This is a genomic window from Dyadobacter psychrotolerans (assembly GCF_004349265.1).
GTDB classification, from domain to species: domain Bacteria; phylum Bacteroidota; class Bacteroidia; order Cytophagales; family Spirosomataceae; genus Dyadobacter; species Dyadobacter psychrotolerans.
This window is the reverse complement of sequence record NZ_SMFL01000001.1, coordinates 585991-604001: the sequence shown is the minus strand read 5'-3', so window position 1 is coordinate 604001 and position 18011 is coordinate 585991. Positions and strand designations below refer to the sequence as shown.

Annotated in this window: 16 protein-coding genes; 4 read left to right on the top strand and 12 right to left on the bottom strand. The window is 40.9% G+C overall.

What is annotated here, in order from left to right; translation table 11 throughout:
• Positions 1–49: 49 nt before the first annotated feature.
• Together chrA and E0F88_RS02570 are read right to left on the bottom strand one after the other, a co-directional pair.
• Complete coding sequence (chrA, locus tag E0F88_RS02575; RefSeq protein ID WP_131956349.1) at positions 50–1237, bottom strand: chromate efflux transporter; 1188 nt, start codon at positions 1235–1237, stop codon at positions 50–52.
• 69 nt (positions 1238–1306) lie between these two features.
• The gene (locus E0F88_RS02570) at positions 1307–2263 is read right to left on the bottom strand and encodes an isopenicillin N synthase family dioxygenase (RefSeq protein ID WP_131956347.1); all 957 of its coding nucleotides are present in this window, start codon (positions 2261–2263) and stop codon (positions 1307–1309) included.
• 54 nt (positions 2264–2317) lie between these two features.
• Between E0F88_RS02570 and E0F88_RS02565 the strand changes: the two genes are divergently transcribed.
• Complete coding sequence (locus E0F88_RS02565; RefSeq protein WP_229213653.1) at positions 2318–3157, top strand: glycoside hydrolase family 25 protein; 840 nt, start codon at positions 2318–2320, stop codon at positions 3155–3157.
• A gap of 48 nt (positions 3158–3205) precedes the next feature.
• Here E0F88_RS02565 and E0F88_RS02560 read toward each other — a convergent pair whose 3' ends face one another.
• Together E0F88_RS02560 and E0F88_RS02555 are read right to left on the bottom strand one after the other, a co-directional pair.
• Complete coding sequence (locus E0F88_RS02560; protein WP_131956344.1) at positions 3206–4708, bottom strand: MATE family efflux transporter; 1503 nt, start codon at positions 4706–4708, stop codon at positions 3206–3208.
• A 446-nt stretch (positions 4709–5154) separates the two neighbouring features.
• The gene (locus E0F88_RS02555) at positions 5155–6213 is read right to left on the bottom strand and encodes an agmatine deiminase family protein (protein ID WP_131956342.1); all 1059 of its coding nucleotides are present in this window, start codon (positions 6211–6213) and stop codon (positions 5155–5157) included.
• 167 nt (positions 6214–6380) lie between these two features.
• Here E0F88_RS02555 and E0F88_RS02550 point away from each other — a divergent pair, with 167 nt between their 5' ends.
• Positions 6381–7283, top strand: a complete 903-nt coding sequence (locus E0F88_RS02550) for a sterol desaturase family protein (protein WP_131956340.1) — start codon at positions 6381–6383, stop codon at positions 7281–7283.
• A 12-nt stretch (positions 7284–7295) separates the two neighbouring features.
• On the opposite strand, the gene E0F88_RS02545 is transcribed toward E0F88_RS02550, so the two are convergent.
• Together E0F88_RS02545 and E0F88_RS02540 are read right to left on the bottom strand one after the other, a co-directional pair.
• Complete coding sequence (locus tag E0F88_RS02545; protein ID WP_131956338.1) at positions 7296–8390, bottom strand: AEC family transporter; 1095 nt, start codon at positions 8388–8390, stop codon at positions 7296–7298.
• A gap of 164 nt (positions 8391–8554) precedes the next feature.
• Positions 8555–9742: a pyridoxal phosphate-dependent aminotransferase gene (locus E0F88_RS02540; RefSeq protein WP_131956336.1), complete on the bottom strand. Its 1188-nt coding sequence runs from the start codon at positions 9740–9742 to the stop codon at positions 8555–8557.
• Positions 9743–10094: 352 nt separating this feature from the next.
• Here E0F88_RS02540 and E0F88_RS33570 point away from each other — a divergent pair, with 352 nt between their 5' ends.
• The gene (locus tag E0F88_RS33570) at positions 10095–10241 is read left to right on the top strand and encodes a hypothetical protein (protein ID WP_165939977.1); all 147 of its coding nucleotides are present in this window, start codon (positions 10095–10097) and stop codon (positions 10239–10241) included.
• Between the two features lie 320 nt (positions 10242–10561).
• Here the strand turns inward: E0F88_RS33570 and E0F88_RS02535 are convergent, their stop codons facing one another.
• From E0F88_RS02535 to E0F88_RS02520, 4 genes are all read right to left on the bottom strand, one after another.
• Complete coding sequence (locus E0F88_RS02535; RefSeq protein WP_131956334.1) at positions 10562–11479, bottom strand: carbon-nitrogen hydrolase; 918 nt, start codon at positions 11477–11479, stop codon at positions 10562–10564.
• A gap of 38 nt (positions 11480–11517) precedes the next feature.
• Positions 11518–12504: a glycosyltransferase family 9 protein gene (locus E0F88_RS02530; RefSeq protein WP_131956332.1), complete on the bottom strand. Its 987-nt coding sequence runs from the start codon at positions 12502–12504 to the stop codon at positions 11518–11520.
• Positions 12497–13411: a lysophospholipid acyltransferase family protein gene (locus E0F88_RS02525; protein WP_131956330.1), complete on the bottom strand. Its 915-nt coding sequence runs from the start codon at positions 13409–13411 to the stop codon at positions 12497–12499. The genes E0F88_RS02530 and E0F88_RS02525 overlap by 8 nt, the downstream gene beginning before the upstream one ends.
• A 63-nt stretch (positions 13412–13474) precedes the next feature.
• Positions 13475–14380: a lysophospholipid acyltransferase family protein gene (locus tag E0F88_RS02520; protein ID WP_131956328.1), complete on the bottom strand. Its 906-nt coding sequence runs from the start codon at positions 14378–14380 to the stop codon at positions 13475–13477.
• A gap of 105 nt (positions 14381–14485) precedes the next feature.
• Between E0F88_RS02520 and E0F88_RS02515 the strand changes: the two genes are divergently transcribed.
• On the top strand, positions 14486–14827 hold the full coding sequence (locus tag E0F88_RS02515) for a hypothetical protein (RefSeq protein ID WP_131956326.1): 342 nt from the start codon (positions 14486–14488) through the stop codon (positions 14825–14827).
• A gap of 2 nt (positions 14828–14829) precedes the next feature.
• On the opposite strand, the gene cobA is transcribed toward E0F88_RS02515, so the two are convergent.
• Positions 14830–15594 carry a uroporphyrinogen-III C-methyltransferase gene (gene cobA / locus E0F88_RS02510; RefSeq protein WP_131956324.1) on the bottom strand — a complete coding sequence of 255 codons (765 nt, stop codon included), beginning with the start codon at positions 15592–15594 and terminating at the stop codon, positions 14830–14832.
• A 120-nt stretch (positions 15595–15714) separates the two neighbouring features.
• A complete protein-coding gene (locus tag E0F88_RS02505) occupies positions 15715–17943 on the bottom strand; it encodes a ferredoxin-like domain-containing protein (protein WP_131956323.1) in 2229 nt (742 codons plus the stop codon).
• Between the last annotated feature and the right edge of the window lie 68 nt (positions 17944–18011).

Here is an 18011-nt window from a genome sequence, read left to right as displayed (position 1 = left end):
AGCGGAAAGGCAAGTTGTAGGATTTAAGCGCTTCTTTTATAGCTAAATTTCAGGGGATCAGTATACCGAGCACTAAACCAGCTATAATAATGAGATATGAAGGGAATTTGGTAAAATTCAGAATGAGCAACGTACCTGCCAAGGTGAGCAGCGATTGCCAGTTGCTTGTCATGGGTTCAAACATGGATATAGCTGCGGCAATGGTGAGCCCGCAGCTGGCCGCATGTATGCCTTGCAGCGAAGCACGGATTCCCCTGTATTTTTTTAACTGATCCCAAAACGGGTAAGCAAAAAAGATAAAGAATGTTCCGGGAAGGAAAATGCCCGCAGTGGATACAAAACCTCCTATAATTTGCCCTGTAATACCTCCCGGTTGCATGGACATGCTTCCGACAAAAGTGGCTATAGAAAAAACAGGGCCGGGAACAATTTGTGTTAATGCCATTCCCGACAAAAATTCCTGATCGGTCAGGTAATGTTTAAATTCGACAAACTCATTGTAAAGGATGGGAATGAGAACCTGTCCGCCGCCAAAAACCAGGCTGCCGTTACGATAAAAGTTTTCGAAAAGACGTACAGGCAGTGAATTGGTTATTTTCCCAATAATTGCGGCTGTAATCAATACGGAAATCCAGAAAATAAGAGGCCGCCAGGTAATTTTTATTGGCCCTTTTTCCATCTTTTCGTGTTTTTTAAAATTAAGCGAAGCAGCTACGCCACCAGAAATGATGAGAACCGGAGTCATATATGGAGAGGGATACAAGTACGCAAGAATGATTGAAATAATCAGAAACGTCCAGGATTGTGCATTATGAATCACTTTTTTAGCAATCGCATATGCTCCAAACATCAAAAATGCAACCGCCATTGGACCGACGAAACGGGTAAAGGACAGAGAAATCTGGTTTTTTTCAAGATAATGTATCCCAATTGCAGCCAATGTCATCAACACCATGGCTGGTAACGACCAAACCACAAGTGATAAATATGCCAGTGGCTGACCGCCGATTTTCAGACTTATGGCGGTTACAGTTTGTGTAGAACTGGGGCCAGGTAGTACCTGGCAAAGAGCCTGCAATTCAAGAAGCTCCTCTTCGGTAATATATCTTCTTTTTCTCACCAGTCTTTCAATCATCATCATCAAATGCACCTGCGGACCTCCGAAAGCTGTACATGACAGCAGCAGGATATCCAACAGGTAGATGATGTACCGAAAACGCCGGATTGGGTGGGTCAATTTGATAGAAATTTCATGATAGATATCCGAGCAATGCGCCGGACTTACAGAAGTTTAAGTAACAATTACTTACTTCTTAAGACCAAGTTCTCTCAAACGTTCATCCAAAAATTCGCCGGCCGTCATATCAACGTAAAGTTTAGGATTTTCGGCGGTAATACAGCTGTCGAGACAGGTCAGATTCATGTCTGCCCGGGGGTGCATAAAAAAAGGAATCGAATATCTGGATGTCCCCATTTTCTCACGTGGCGGATTTACTACCCTGTGAATTGTGGATTTAAGCTTATGATTTGTAAGTCTGTCCAGCATGTCGCCCACATTGACTACGATCTGATCCGGCAAAGCTGTGATAGCGATCCATTTTCCATCTCTGCGTAACACTTCCAAACCTTCTGCACTCGCGCCCATTAAGAGGGTTATAAGGTTGATATCTCCGTGTGCAGCAGCTCTCACTGCTCCTTCCGGTACCAATTCGGGATTTAAGATTGGGAAGTAATGCAATGCACGAAGCAGACTGTCACCGTTGTTAACTTTGTCTTCGAAGTAATCTTCCGGCAGATTTAAATAGATTGCAATTGCACGCAAAAGTGTCTTGCCTGCATTTTCAAAAGTTTTATAGACTTCCAAAGTCAACTCTGTAAAATCGGGAAGTTCTTCCGGAAATACATTGGACGGCATCGTTCCGATCGGTTCTGGCTGTCCGACGTGGTAAAATTCCTTTAAATCCGCAACTTTAAATCCTTTCGCTGTTTCCTTACCTTTCCCTATGTACCCGCGTTGCCCAAAAAGCTCAGGATGTTCGTATTTCTTTTTTATGTCATCAGGAAGTTCAAAAAACCGCTGAACTGCTTCGTATAAACTGATACGGAGCTGATCACTAAGTCCATGATTCTTTATTGCAACAAAACCAATATTTGTAAAAGCTGATCCAAGGTCAGCAACGAATTTGTTCTTTTGTTCAGAATCTCCCGACGTAAAGTCAGCCAGATCCAGTGAAGGTACTTCGTTTAATAATTCCGGTTCCATAGTTTTATTTTTTTGCAAATTATAAAACAATCTGTTGTTCATGCAACTAAATATATGCCTGTCATCATCTTTTCGTACTTTTGCCAGCCTATGGCGAAAAAGAAATCAGGCACTTCTAAAACAGACAAATCTAATTATTTAAAGCCATTACCGGCTAAGGGTTGGGCTATTATTGCCGGAATAGTTATCCTGATTGCCGCCATTTCGTGGTGGAAGGACAGCACGGATGAAAATCAGTGGGAGTTTGTAAGCAAAGCCGGAATAAAACTGCCACTCAGGTATGCCATCCATGGCATCGATGTTTCTCACCATAATTCAAAAATCAACTGGGACAAACTCAAAAAATCGAGGACAGAAAAAGTTGGGATTGACTTCGTTTACATAAAAGCTACCGAGGGAGCTACGCATCTGGACAGGCAGTTTCAGCGAAACTGGGCTGAGGCAAAGCGGATAGGAATGAAAAGGGGCGCTTACCATTTTTACAATCCAAGGGTAATGTCGGATCGTCAGGTTGCTAATTTTATCGGGCAGGTCAGGCTTGAACCGGGTGACTTGCCGCCCGTTCTGGATCTTGAAACGGATGCCCGTAAACCTAACGAAATCATTGTAAAAGGTGTACGTAACTGGTTGATTCTGATAGAAAAACACTATGGTGTTAAACCAATTATTTATGTTAACGAACATTTTTACAACAAATATATCGCCGGAAATTTTGATGATTATCCACTTTGGCTGGCCGGATATTCGCGAACGGATTTAAACGATTTAGCCTCGGACGCGCAGGTTCTTTTCTGGCAGCACAGTGAAAAAGGTTGGGCCGACGGCATTCGTGGTTTTGTGGATTACAATGTCTTTTTGGACGAACCGGGAGAGTGGGAGAGTCTTGGGAACTGATCGTTGGAAGTTATCTTGAGAGGACAACATCACAACGATAGCATCATATCAATTAATCATTTTCTTTTTCCTCGCAAAAAACGGCCAGTTGAATTTTTGTAGAACAAATGCAATCGGGTATTTGAATCTAACCTCCAATTTAAAAAGCAGTATGCTGGTTGAAGCCAGAAAAGATAAATTAATCCCTGCAAGTAGCACAGAATTCACCGTCCCGTAGGAATAGTAGGAGAATAGCGCAATGATGGCAACTACGGTTACGATTAGCAGAGAAATCCGCAGGTAGGCCCAATCGAATATTTCACTAAATGGTATTTCTTCCTTTTTTAAATAAAAGACCACTAAATACAATGTGCTTGCAAAGTGGGCAAGTATCCACATCACGAGAAAGCCATTGAAATAGAAAAGTTTACCAGCTACATATCCCGCGCCAATACTGATAAAAGCAAAAATTAGGGTTCCGTATAAAATGCTGTTAAGCTGGCCGTTTGCAAGATTGTGAATGTAGGCCGTTGTACCTAAAAGATTTACAAAAAGAGACGACAGCAAAGCCAGCGAAATTACATATACGATAGGTGTATTTTCCAGTTTAAGAAAGTGCATGATTATTGGGATCAGCGGAAACACCAACGCGAGTGCCAATAAGGAAAATGAGAAGGTAAAATTGAAAAACCGGGTGAATTGAAGGCCCCCTTTTTGGCTTTTTCCTGCCAAAGTGGGCAGATAAGTATTCATGACCACCACGATAAGCATACGGGCCTGCCAGAAAAATTTGTAAATAATCTCAAAAAGCCCAAGCAAATGAAGTCCGCCGAAATCTTTGATCAGAAATTTAGTAACGGGATCGGTAAGCATTCCAATGACGGAATTAAGCTGGAATTTATAGCCATAATGGAATATTTCCCTGAACACCGATCCGCTGATGTAAGCCGGGCTTAAAATATTATAGTTTAGTTTTCGGGTTACAAAATAGAAAGCAATCGAAAAGGAGATCCCTTCTTTGATAACCAAACCAACTGCTAAACCCCACAGCCCGAATTGCTTCAAAAGGCCGATTGAAAAAACGAAATAGAAGATCTTGCTGATAATGCCGGTTAAACTTCTTTTATTTATTTCCAGCATTCCGTCCAGAGAGGAAATGAAAACCCTTCCCGCCGAGCCTAAAATAAATGAACTGAAAATGATTAAGATGATTTCGTTTAAAAGGCGATGTTCGAATGGTTTAAGATATTTCTCCCCTTTGTATAAAAATGCGCAGTAGGTAAGTCCCGACATCAGCATTGATATTGCCAGAACAGTAAAGAAGGTTGTGGTAATGACCTGCCTTGTTTTTTGATAGTCTCCGTTCGAATAATTTTCGGAAACAAATTTTACTGCACTGCTGGCGAATCCGGAACTTCCTACGGAGGTTAGGGCCATCAGTGACATGGCCAGCGACCAGACGCCAACGTAATTTAATCCTAATGTGGTAATGACAATTCTGAAAACAATGAATACCACGATGGTCTCAAAAATGTATTCCGACAAAGAGAGCAAGTAGGTAGAAATTTTCATTCAGAATATAGTATCGAATTAAATAGAGGGTCGTTATATTTCTATTTTTTAACAATGTATATCTTTATGTAAACTTTTTTAGATGATGATTGATCATTTAAGACGAAGTTTATCAAAAAATAATATATAGTAAAGATAATCAGATTGTTATATCGAACTAAATGTGGTGATTGTCGATACTGTTCTACATTTTTTTTATGTAATATTCAGATGAGCTTATGACGCCGCACAGCCAGCAAAGTATTGATAGAAGATAGAATTTATATATTTTTTGTCGATTTTTTTTGAGAAGTATGCAAATTCGACAAACGAACAAAATAGAACGCCGGTCTCCTTTCTTTGAAGAAAGGGAAATATGAGGAGAAATTTGGCAGTTTTGTGCAAATGACGATTTGTGCACACATCTGTTTCAGACGGTGAGGCTGCATTCCGGCAAGACCAAAATGTCAAACCAGCGGTTCTTGCTGACTAAGACAATGAAAACTTCCCTGGCCCCAGATAATTTCAGTAGCTTCAAGAGGGATTATTTTTCTTCCCGGAAACGCCTGACCAAGAATATCTATGGCAATTACATCATTCGGATTGTTGAAAACGGGTACAATCACACCGGCATTGCAAACCAGGAAGTTGGCGTAAGAACCAGGGGTACGGAATCCATCGATTATAACTGCCTTTGGCATAGGAAGTTCAATGATGTTGAGCTGTTTTCCATTTAGTAAGCGCATGGTTTTCAGCATATTAAGGTTAGTTTGCAGGACGTGGTAATTTTCATCGTGAATGTCATGTTCCACGCAGGCTACAATCGTGTCCTCGTTTACAAAACGGGTGGTATCATCAATGTGGCCATCGGTATCATCACCAACGATTCCATCCTCAACCCACAGCACCTGGTTAATTCCATAATAGTCAGACAGAAACTGCTCGATCTGGCTTTGATTTAAATGAGGGTTCCGGTTTTTGTTTAAAAGGCAGGATTTACTGGTCAGCAGCGTTCCGGCTCCGTTGAATTCGACAGAACCGCCTTCCATGATAATACCAGGGTTTACAGTGGGCAGCCCAAGATACTCCGCGATTACCTTTGGTGTGCGATCATCGTCGTCATAAGGCGGATACTTTCCTCCCCAGGCATTATGCCCCCAGTCAACGATCATTCTTTGTTTTGTTTCCTGGTTAATCAGGAAAGCAGGGCCATGATCCCTGCACCAGGCGTCGTTTGTCGGTTTTACAACAAATTCAATTTTGGATAAATCAACATTAATCTTCTGTAGCTCATCCTGAATAAAACTTTTGAGGATTTCATCATTAGCAACGATTCCAACGTTCTCAGCCTGGCTTATTGCTTTGATAAAAGCAAGATATTGAGGTCGCATGGCTGCAAGGCGATCACCCTGCCAGGAAGATTCATTGTGCGGAAAAGTAAGCCAGGTGGCGCGGTGAGGATGCCATTCAGCAGGAAAAACAAAACCTGATTGTTTAGGCGTATTTATTAAGTTAATTTCGGACACAATGAAGCAGCTAGGCGGATGACAAATTCTATTTGACTTCAAAGGTCGTAAAGGAAACCAAAATTACCGCAAATCGTAATCGTTTTAATCAGATGGTTTTATTGTATTTATTTTTTTAATACAATAAAATGGTAAACTTGTTATATTTTTTTTCATTTTTGTGGGGTATGAAGGACATTATCATTTATGCTATACCGGTATTTATCTTATCTCTCGTTGCTGAGATATGGTATTTCCGGCTGCAGCAAAAACATCATGACCATTATCATACAAAAGACACAACAAGCAGTTTGTCGATGGGAATTGGCAATGTTATTACCGGTCTGGTGTCGAAAGCTATTGTATTTGGTACACTTGTTCTTGTTTATAATTACCGGTTTTTTGATTTAGAAAGAGGTGCATGGTGGTACTGGGTTGCCATTTTTTTTGCAGATGACTTCAGTTATTACTGGTTTCACCGCACAAGTCATCAGGTTCGTTATTTTTGGGCATCACATGTTGTGCATCATTCTTCTGAGTTTTATAATCTGGGAACGGCTTTAAGGCAAACCTGGACAGGAAACATTTCAGGTTCGTTTGTATTTTATTTGTGGATGCCGCTGGTTGGTTTTCATCCGGTTGACATTGTTTTAATGCAGGCAGTAAGTCTTATTTATCAGTTTTGGATACATACAGAAGCGATTCATTTGATGCCAAAACCATTTGAATTTATCTTTAATACCCCTTCTCATCACCGGGTTCATCATGGTTCGGATCTGAAATACCTGGATAAAAACCATGCAGGCATTCTCATTATCTGGGACCGGATTTTCGGGACTTTTCAAAAAGAGAGCGAGCGTCCGCGTTACGGTCTGACGCAAAATTTATCAACTTACAATCTTTTTTCAATTGCTTTTCACGAATGGAGATCAATTATAAAAGATGTATCCAAAGCTCCTGATGTCCGCTCCGGATTCCAATACATTTTCGGACCTCCCGGATGGAGCCACGACGGTTCACGAAAAACAACTGAACAGCTTCGCAACGGGTACGAAACTGAAAAGTCCGCTCTCAGTGAAGTTGAAAATTAAGGGTTGTTGTTATTAAGCTTTTGACGTTTTTAAAAATACTTTGCTCACTACATTGGGAAGTGCTCCGAGACAAATGAAAATCAGTCCGGCCGTAATCAAAGTTGATGTGTGTGCAAAAAAGTCTCCCGAAGAAAGTATAGCCAGGATCAGAATTGTTGAAAACGGAAGAGAGAAAGCCAATAACAGCACAGCTAATTCCAGGTCAAAAGTCCTTTTTTCCTTCGGCAATGCTTTGGCATCTTCTCTCAGATTAAATGCTGAAATATGTGCCAGTGGCCAAAAACTCGCTGCGCTTAAAGGAATAACTACGGCAAGTAAAATCATAGAGAGCTCACTGATATTCAATACATAGATCATCAATGCGCTGATTAACATGGTGATACCGGCCCGAAAGAACAGTATGCTGGCAACGATACGTTTTTTGCCTTCTTTAAGCTGAACAGCCAGGCCGATAAACAGCAACACAAGCGGTGTCATCATCGCGCTGGTTTTATCAAAAAGATCTATGATAACCGGTGGAAGTGTCTTGTAATTGATACCCAGGCTTAGCAAAATAATTGCCAGAAAAATCAGCAGATTAATAGGCTCCTGAAACATGCTGGCAAACAGGCTTTTAAGTTTGCCTCCTAGCTTGGTGTCTTTTTCCTCACTATTTTTCAGGAACATATTCATAGCCAGAATATAAAGTGAAATCAGGACGAAAAACTTGTTTCCAACATCGGCAAGGGCGGCGATGGCGAGGCTTTTTTCACCCAAAAACTCTGCAATAAAGGGAAAACAGGAAAGTCCGGGTGCGAGCGACGGAATCAACATCATCAGTGTCCGGCCGGTTGGGCTGTTCTTTTCAATCCCGAATAGGGTAAAAGCCAGCGGCGCCGAAAAGAACATGAGAAAGTTGAAGACCAGTGTTACGAGCGGAATGATGATCATCGAGGAGTCGATGTCAATCTTCATGAGTGAAATGAAGATTGTCGAAGGCAGTGCAACCGACAAAATGATCTCTTTTATACCATTGGTTTGATCCTTGTTTTTAAATTTACTTTTTAGCAAAAGTCCAAGGCCGATCAGCAGTAGGAGTGTAATGGTTTTTTGTAATGCATCACTCATGATTATAGCGTATTGGAATTATATTTTTTGTCTGAAGATGAGTTAGGAAGAAAAATATTTTAAGCTAAAAACAGAAAAAGAGCGTTTTAAACGCCCGTGTATTTTTGATGCAATTTATGGAAGACAGGAAGCCGGTTATTAAGCCGGCTTCCTGTAGTATTTGATTAACTTAACTGACCAAGGGCGCCTACGAATGCTTTCATTTCATCCATCGTACCAATACTAACACGGCACCATGGTTTGTCCTGGATATCAAATGCACGGATAGAAATACCTTTTGCTGTCATTTTAGCAAGCAGGTCTTTTCCCGGAATACTAACCGGAAACAGTACAAAGTTGGTGTAAGACGGAATGTATTTGTAACCCATTCTGTCAAGATTAGCATATAAATAGGTTTTCGCTTCGTGATTAAGCTTACGCGTGTTTCCCTGAAAATCCTTATCATCCAAACTTGCAGAGGCTGCAAAAATGGAAGTGTAGGCAATCCCCATTCCGCCTCGGGTAATTTTATTGATTTGTTCAAGAAACGCAGGTTGTGCAGCCATGTAGCCAACACGAATACCCGCCATTCCCATAATTTTTGAGAAAGTACGTGCTACGATTACATTTTTTTTCTGAGTTAACAAAGAAACCATGCTCTGAGTATCTGCACCGACCGCAAGCTCGATATATGCTTCATCTACAAAAACAGGCACTTTTTCAGAAACGCGTGAGCAGAAGTCCAGCAAATCTTTTCCCGAGGTAATCGCTCCTGTCGGGTTATTCGGGTTACAGATGTAAACCAGTTTGGTGTCTTTATCAACCGCTGCTTCCATTGCTTTCAAATCGTGCGACCAGTCCGCAGTACAGGGAACTGCTTTCCATGTTGCGCCCACAGCTTCTGCTACCTTAATAAGCGACATGTAGCAAGGGTCAGCCGAAACAACATTTCCACCGTTCATGAAAAGAACAAGTGCGACTTTTTCCAATAGGTCGGAAGAACCTGGGGCCATCATGATATGGTCAGTAGGCACACCTTCCCTTTTAGCAATTTTTTCAACCAGGTCAGACATTTCTTTCCATGCATAACGGTTACCGTATTTTACGGATTCAGCAACCGCTTTTTGGGCAGACATTGGCGGACCATAAGGGTTTTCGTTTGCACTTAGTTTTGCAATGATCTTCGGAGCCTTGCCGTCTTCCGGAAGATAGTGTTCCCTGACCATCGGGCTTCTGTAAATTCGGTTTTCAGGATCAAGGGAAAAAGACGAGTTAGAAAAAGCACCCATGCTCAGATGCGGAGCCAAAGTCATTCCTCCGATTGCCATCAAACCGGATTTCAATAAATTACGACGGTCAATTTTCTGGTTCATTGCTTTAAAAGTTAGTAATAAGTGACGGTGATTTTTTATTAAAGTTAGTAATTAATATTGTTAAACTGTTTGACTGTTAGTGTTTTAGTGCTACTTTCAGTCAAACGAATTGCTTTGAGAAAAAGAAAAGTTATGGCTGTGTGGTGTCCACGTTTCCATGCGCCGCACACACTTTCACGCGGACAGAACAAACACAGCCATAATCTTGCAAAACTGCTTTTTCAAAAAAGCAATACCCTCTTTAATCGAGGACAAACAATTGATAGACACCAGTTGGCTTAAATCCCAAATGTGACAGAATTGCCCGTCCACGGCAAAAAGCGACCTTTATTTAAAAATTTATATTGCATAAATGGAAAAATCATCCATCGACTCGGGAACACCGGTTCGGGATGAGATTATTTCCTCTTTATACCTGAAATATATTCTTGTGCGGCATGAATATATTCGTAGATTAAGAAGTAAAGCCATTCGTTTAACGACTTCTCAAATATACTGAGAAAGGATAAAAACGCAAGACAATGGAGGTAAAACAGGTATTTTTTTGCAATAATAATTGGTTAATTCTTAATCAGAGAAAATATTATTGTAATAATTCATTATTTAATTTTACTTATCCGTCTTCGATGAGTTCTATATAATTTGTAGACTTTTTAGTAATAAAGTGTACTTGAATAAACTTCGTTTTGCTTTAACCACGTTTGTCGGAAAATTGAAATTAATTTTAAAAACGGATTAAATATGGAATTTTTAGATTTGAATAAAAAAAAGACCTTCCACCGGAAAGTCTTTTGTAAATCAAATAGTTAAATTTCCCGATTACTTTGAATCGATGTATCTTTTTAGAATTGGCTTATAAGAATCCACACGACGATCTCTGAAAAACGGCCATGTGGTGCGGTAATGATCAAGCTTTTGAAGATCCAGTTCCTGTACATGGGTAACTTCCTGGTCGTGCGGTGCCAGGTAAAGCAGGCGGCCATGAGGATTCGCAATAAACGATCCGCCCCAAAATTGCTGGTCCGCTTCCCGGCCAACGCGGTTTACCGAAACAACATATATTCCGTTTGCAACTGCATGGCCACGTTGTATCGTCTGCCATGCACCATATTGTTCTTCGTTAATCTGAGGATCTGTTTCATTTGTATCCCAGCCAATGGCGGTAGGGTAGAACAGGATTTCTGCACCCATTAAACTCGTTATTCTTGCAGCTTCCGGATACCATTGATCCCAGCAAATTAAAACCCCGATTTTTGCAAATTTCGTATCAAAAGTCCGGTAACCGATTGGATCCTCCGATTCCTCAGTTTCACCATTTATAGCATCACCAGGTGTAAAATAGAATTTTTCATAGTAACCCGGATCATCAGGAATATGCATTTTGCGGTATTTTCCAAGATAAGATCCGTCAGCGTCAAGCACCGCTGTAGTGTTGTGATACAGACCATGCGCTCGTTTTTCAAATAACGATGCGATGATCACCACACCAAGTTCCTTCGCAAGCGCACCCAATGATACAGTTGATGGGCCTGGAATCGGTTCAGCCAGTTCGAAGTTTTTGTGGTCCTCTACATCGCAAAAATACAGAGATTTAAAAAGCTCCTGAAGACAAACAATCTGAGCGCCTTTAGCAGCAGCCTCCCGGATTTTTTCGGTTGCTTTTATGAAGTTAGCTTCTATATCATCCGAACAGCTCATTTGAACAATTCCGATATTTACCTTTTTATTTGTGCTCATTTTCAATTCTCATTTTCTGTAAAACCAATCTATCAACATCAGGGTTGCGCATCAAGTTCTTCTATTACGAAATCAAAGAAAAGCTCATTCATACATTTAAAATGTTTTTTCGGGCATTCTTTGTATCCTATTTTTGAACATGGCCGGCAGCTTAAATTATTGTTTTCAATCACTTTAAATTCTGTTTTATACGGGTACATGCCAAAAGCCGGAATCGTATTTCCCCAGATTGAGTAGACTTTTTTCTTAAATGCAGAAGCTACATGCATCAGGCCGGTATCATGAGAAAAAACGAACCAGGAATGACTGATAATGGAGGCCGACTGGTTAAAATTAAATTTTCCGCAGGCATTCAGGATCAGCTGATCTCCAAGTGCGGTTCTGATTGCTTCTCCTTCTTCAAAGTCTTCCTTCCCGCCCAGCAGAATAACCGGATAATTGATCTTCCTGCAAAGTTCGATCATTCGGTGAACGGGTAATTTTTTTGTAAAATGCTGTCCTCCAATCGCGTAAGCCACGAAACGATTGCGATGGGTTTCTGCAATCTGTTCCGGTTGGATTTTATCTTTTAAAGGTACAAAATAGTCCAGGCCGGCATTATCGTTTTTGACTCCGAATGTCTGCAGCGTGGCAAGGTATCGGTCAACGATGTGAATGTCCGGTAATCTGTTGATTCTGAAGTTGGTCAGTAAGAATTTCTGAATATTTAATTTGTCAAAACTGAATGAAGGTTTACCCAGTTTCCACTTAATATTCATGGTCCGCAGATTGGTATGCAGGTCAATAATATAATCGAAATTCTCTTTATAAATCGATGGCAATAACTCTGTTAAACTGGCATCCAACAGCCACAGTTTATCAACATAATGGTTGTCTTCAAGAAGAAAGCCAAATTTCTTTTTGGTAAAATAATGAATTTCTGCATTGGCGTATTGCTGCTTAAGGCACCTGATAACGGGAGTAGTCAGGATGATATCACCAATGGATGAGAAGCGCAGGATAAGAAATTTGACAGGTTTACTCACTTTTGTTTTCTTCCAGTAACTGAAATGGCTGCAGATGCTGCGGGCGGTTATGTTTCCAGCGTCTGTGGCTCCAAAGCCAGTTATCAGGTTGTTTTAAAATATCTTTTTCTAAATAATTTATCTGACGTTCGAGAATTACATTTTTAGGTTCGTCTTTCGGGCTTTCCGTAATCAGCTCGAAATAAAATCTGTAAAAACCTCTTTTCCATTCATTCCTTAGAACACCCATATACAAAACCGGAGCGTTTAACCTTCTTGCAATGAGTTCAACGCCGCGGAACACACCGGTTTCCTGATTCAGAAATTTGGTCCAATATGCTTTTTCCGGGATAGGTGACTGGTCATTTATCAAAATATAAATAAAAGGTTTATCCCTGGGCGTAACCGCTTTTACAAATGCATCCTTCATCGGTACCATTTCTGTTCCAAACTGGGTCCGGAGTTTTTTGAACCAGTCTTCAAAAGCGTTGTTGGCGAGTTCGTGATAGACGACTACAATTTGGTAGGATAATTTTGCAGAAGCAAATAAATTCAGCATTTCCCAATTTCCCAGATGCCCGGCAACTACGATCAGATTCTTTTTTTGTTCGTAATATCGATCTAATAAAGAAGTTTCTACCTCAAACCGTCTTAACAAATCATTTTTGGAAATGGAACGTAACTTAATGGTTTCGAATATAATATCAGTAAAATTCCGGTAATATTTTTTAGCGATTTTCCGGATTGTTCTATCATCCTGTTCAGGAAAGCTATTATGTAAATTTTCAATTATAACCTTTTGCCTGTAATGTATTACGTTAAAAATCAGAAACCGAAATATGTCCGAGAGTTTATAGAGGTTTTTCCATGATAACCTCGATATTGCAGTCAGTATCCGCAGTAATAACCAGGTAAATGCTTTTTTCATGTTGATGCCGCCTTTTGCAAAATAATAGCAACTGGCAGGCAAAAATAGTTCCGGTAAACGGGACTATTTGGCGGTCATCAGTTGTTCCGGTTTTAAGTTTTCCGGTCTTTTATGTTTCCATCGTCTGTGGCTCCAGAGCCAGTTGTGTGGCTGGGCGCAGATGTTTTGTTCAAGTATGCCAATTTGCTTTTTTAAAATCATGTTGTTCGCAACCAACTTGGGTTCGTCTGTTATGGTTGAAATTTCGACATGGTAATAACCACGTTTGCCTGGGACCTTACTGAAATCTGCGTAAAGTACCGTCAGATTATATCTGCGTGCAATGGTTTCAACACCCCTGAAAATTCCGGTATCCTGATTTAAAAATGTAGTCCAAAAGGCTGTTCCGGGATTAGGCGACTGATCGTTGGCAAGCACGACTACATAAGGCTTATCTCTTGGTTTTTGTAACTCGCGGAAAATCTGATCCATGGGTACCAGAATTGCACCAAAGCGGGTACGAAGGTCGAGGAACCATGCATCGGATTCTTTGTTTTGCAATGGCCGGTAAACGACTATGCACTCGTGCGTAAAACAAAGTGAAGAAAATAGATTAGCGAGTTCCCAGTTTCCCCGGTGACCCATCAGGTAAATGATATTGGTTTTGCTGGCGTAGAAGTCGTCCATTATGCTGATGTCTCCCTGCAATCTTTCTCGAACGACATCGGCGCTGGCTGTCCGGAACTTGATGGTTTCAACGATTAAGTCAGTAAAGTGAAGGTAAAAGTCTTCGGCGATAACTTCCAGTTCAGCCTCTGTTTTTTCAGGAAAGCTGTTTCTTAAATTGTTGTGGATGACGGCTTTTCTATAACCCGCAACGTCAAATAAGATCCATTTCAAAGCGCTCGACAGTCTGAAAGCATTTTTCCAGGAGAGGCTTGATAACGAATTAAGCAGAAAAAGGAAGATTTTCGAAACGGGTCTATTCATGCAAACATTTTTACAAAACTACATATATAACGTATGTTTATAAAATGTTAGCTTTTCTTTTCAATATTTCTTAGCTTCACCTATTCAAACAATTGTTAATGCGCTGTGTTAGAAGGATTATTTGACATAAAAAACGACAAGCGGCTCAGTATGTATCTTTACCGGATGGGTTTTGGTATGTGGCTGATGTATTTAATTCTGGGTGCTCCTGCACTGCGTAGTTATCTTCAATATCGTACAGACTGCGGAGTTTTATGTTTTGTTTTGATGATTGTCGCTTTCTCGGCATCGATGGTTTATGACTACTTTCACCAGCGCGATGCTTACGAACAAAAGAAAAAGTGGCTTTTTATAAGTTATATTTTACTTGCCGGAATTATTTACTTTTTTGTATTCGAGGGCAAACAAAATATATCGGACCTGAAATGGCTGGTTCGGTTTATATAAAATTATTCAGTTAAAAGATCTCTTCTTTTTATCATTGCCTGCACAGCTTCAAAAGATAAATCAGGCAAAGCGGCAACAGCGCCAACTACAATAATCGCAGGCGATGCAATTTCACTAATCTTTGCCAACGGCTGAATATTACTTATTTTTCCTGAAACCACTTTTTGATTTTCCATCGTTCCGTTTTGGATGATGGCGATTGGTTCATCTAGTTTGCCTATTCCGGCATAGATCTCAACGATTTCATCAAGCTTGTGGAGCCCCATCAAAATGACAACTGTTGCGGTAGATTGAGCCGCCAGGCTGAGATCTTTGGATAAAGCATGTGATTTGGTTGTCCCGGTGATTACCCAGAAACTTTCGCTCACGCCACGGGAAGTTAAAGGTATGCCTGCCAAAGCCGGAACTGCATAACTGCTGCTGATACCCGGAATTACTTCCGAGTCGATTCCAAACTGTGCTGCAAAAACGATTTCTTCATAACCTCGTCCAAAGATAAATGAATCGCCGCCTTTCAGACGAACCACTTCTCCGTATTGTTTTGCATATTCAACAATCAGATGGTTGATATCATCCTGTCCGCAACTGGTTTTTCCATAGCGTTTTCCTACCAGGACTTTGACACAACCCGGAGGGCAGTATTCGAGAAGAGCAGGATGGGCAAGAGAATCGTAGAGTACTACTTTTGCTTTTTGTAAAGCCTTGATTCCCTTCAAGGTAATCAGGTCGGGATCTCCCGGACCAGCACCAATTAGTGTAAGTTTCATTTTTTTAGCTATGAGCTATTAGCATGTAGCCAATAGCCGAAATAAATAAAGAAGTCAGTATAAGAAAATATTCATAACTGACTTCTTATAAGTATTAATCTTTTATTCAAGTTTTAGCTATTAGCTATCTTTTCCAAACGACAATTCCTGCAAAACGGGCGTGCCTGTTTCCATCAGTTGCGCTCCGCGTGTGTTACGTACGAAGTTCAGGAAATGGTCGGCAGTTTTTACGAAATAAGTAGCAAATGCTTCCGTAGGCTCAAATTTATTGATACTGAAAGCAAGGGATCGGAATGGCGTTTCAGCTTTGTCAGCCAGGAAAAACTCAGAAGGCGTTTCATATTCAAACTCACTTCCAAAATTCGTTTCGAAGTCGTTGATGATACCGTACTGGGTATTGGTGTTCACCTCTTTGGTCATCAGCAAACCTTTTGCACCGGTAATCAGGACATTGTAGGCATGATAGATTGCATCAGCCCAGATTCCTGACTCGTAGTTTTCCTTAGCCAGATTAAGTTTTTCCTGTCCTTCTGTAATGGTAGTCGCCACAAGGTCGACAAGCACACTCGCACATTCACCAACACCAATCTCCGTTTTGAACAGTTCATCATGGTCCCAGTCGCGATAATCGTCATCCTGAACGGTTGAGAGGTCAGCGATGGGTTTTAAAAGTTGGAAAAAGTAATTTTTCGTCTGACGATTATAGTATTGATTGAAATATTCACCATCAAATGAATTGGCTTCGTAATCGTTGAAAAGGGTACGAAGCGCTTCTGGTCCGCGTTTAGTTGGGACTTTAATGACTTTATCGCCAATCAGACCAATTCCGTCGCCGGAAAAACCACCGCCTAATAAAACCTGCAAAGCGGGAAGTACCATTTTGCCATTTTTAATTGAGCTACCGTGAAACCCTATGTTGGACGCATTGTGCTGTCCGCAGCCATTCATACAGCCGCTGATTTTTATTTTGATATCCTGGTTATAGATCATTTCCGGAAATTCATCCTTCATGACATCTTCCAGAACGCGTGTAATTCCGTAACTGCTGGAAATTGCAAGGTTACAGGTGTCCGTCCCCGGGCAGGTCGTAATATCCATGGTGCTGTCAAAACCAGGATTCACCAGTCCCAATTTTTCAAGCTCTTTGTAGATCGGAACAAGGTCTTCGCCTTTCACAAAACGGAGAATATATCCCTGATTTACAGTCACACGAATATCATCAGCTGCATATTGACGAACAATTTCAGCCAGGCTGCGTGCAGTATCGGAATTCATGTCACCCAGCAAAACCCTTAACTGAACAGCATACCATCCTTTTTGCTTTTGTTCAAAAACATTCGTTTTAAGCCATTTTTTGAAGTTTTCCAATCCGGCTTGGTCGATGGTCTGTGAGGCTATATCCAAAGTTACTTCGTCACTTACAGATGCGCGCGGAGCATGATTGATGGATTCCGCTTCATTGGTTCCAAACAGATCTTCCGGAATTGTAAATACTTTATTTTTAACTGCAGTGCGTTCTTCTTCCACTTTGGCCATCATTCCTTCAAGACCAAGGTCATTGAGAAGGAATTTCATACGGGCTTTATGACGACGAACGCGCTCTCCGTAACGATCGAAAACGCGAAGTAAAGCTTCTATAAATGGAATAACATCTTTCTCTTCAAGAAACTCAAAAGCAGTCTGTGCCGAAAAAGGCTGAGCGCCTAATCCACCGCCTATCAGAACCTTGAATCCTTTAACTTCTTCACCGTCTTCGTTTTTACCCATCTTGGCTATCAGACCCACATCGTGGATAAATGCGAGAGCAGAATCCTTTTCGGAAGAAGAAACGGCGATTTTAAATTTCCGTCCCATATCCTGATTAATAGGATTACGAAGAAAATAAGTAAATATGGAATGCGTAATTGGTGTAACATCAAACGGTTCATCCGGATCGATTCCGGCTATCGATGATGCCGTAACATTACGAATCGTGTTACCACAAGCTTCTTTTAAAGTAATTCCTGCATCTTCCAGATCAGCCCAAAGCTGAGGTGAATCCGATAGTTTTACAAAGTGCAGCTGAATATCCTGACGTGTTGTGGCATGTAGGTTTCCTGTCGCAAACTTGTCGGAGGTATCGGCAATACGAACCAGCTGATCAGCGGTAACACGCCCGTAAGGCAGTTTAATGCGGATCATTTGAACTCCCGGTTGGCGCTGTCCGTACACACCGCGTGTCAGACGAAACTTGCGGAAAGCCTCTTCCGGTGTTTCGCCGCTGTTGAAAGCGTTGATCTTATTGTTGAGATCAACAATGTCGCGCTTTGCTACAGCTGATACTTTTTCTGAAATTACTAAATTACTCATGGTGATATTATTCTTATAACCTATCGGAATAGTCTATTAACCCTGCATTACTTAAAAAGGTGCAGTTC

Excerpts from the sequence above, each read along its gene's own strand:
- E0F88_RS02570 (WP_131956347.1), bottom strand. The coding sequence starts at position 2,263 with ATGGAACCGGAATTATTAAACGAAGTACCTTCACTGGATCTGGCTGAC.
- E0F88_RS02550 (WP_131956340.1), top strand. The coding sequence starts at position 6,381 with ATGAAGGACATTATCATTTATGCTATACCGGTATTTATCTTATCTCTC.
- E0F88_RS33570 (WP_165939977.1), top strand. The coding sequence starts at position 10,095 with ATGGAAAAATCATCCATCGACTCGGGAACACCGGTTCGGGATGAGATT.
- E0F88_RS02520 (WP_131956328.1), bottom strand. The coding sequence starts at position 14,380 with ATGAATAGACCCGTTTCGAAAATCTTCCTTTTTCTGCTTAATTCGTTA.
- E0F88_RS02505 (WP_131956323.1), bottom strand. The coding sequence starts at position 17,943 with ATGAGTAATTTAGTAATTTCAGAAAAAGTATCAGCTGTAGCAAAGCGC.
- cobA (WP_131956324.1), bottom strand. The coding sequence starts at position 15,594 with ATGAAACTTACACTAATTGGTGCTGGTCCGGGAGATCCCGACCTGATT.
- E0F88_RS02565 (WP_229213653.1), top strand. The coding sequence starts at position 2,318 with ATGCCTGTCATCATCTTTTCGTACTTTTGCCAGCCTATGGCGAAAAAG.
- E0F88_RS02545 (WP_131956338.1), bottom strand. The coding sequence starts at position 8,390 with ATGAGTGATGCATTACAAAAAACCATTACACTCCTACTGCTGATCGGC.
- E0F88_RS02540 (WP_131956336.1), bottom strand. The coding sequence starts at position 9,742 with ATGAACCAGAAAATTGACCGTCGTAATTTATTGAAATCCGGTTTGATG.
- E0F88_RS02535 (WP_131956334.1), bottom strand. The coding sequence starts at position 11,479 with ATGAGCACAAATAAAAAGGTAAATATCGGAATTGTTCAAATGAGCTGT.
- E0F88_RS02525 (WP_131956330.1), bottom strand. The coding sequence starts at position 13,411 with ATGAAAAAAGCATTTACCTGGTTATTACTGCGGATACTGACTGCAATA.
- E0F88_RS02560 (WP_131956344.1), bottom strand. The coding sequence starts at position 4,708 with ATGAAAATTTCTACCTACTTGCTCTCTTTGTCGGAATACATTTTTGAG.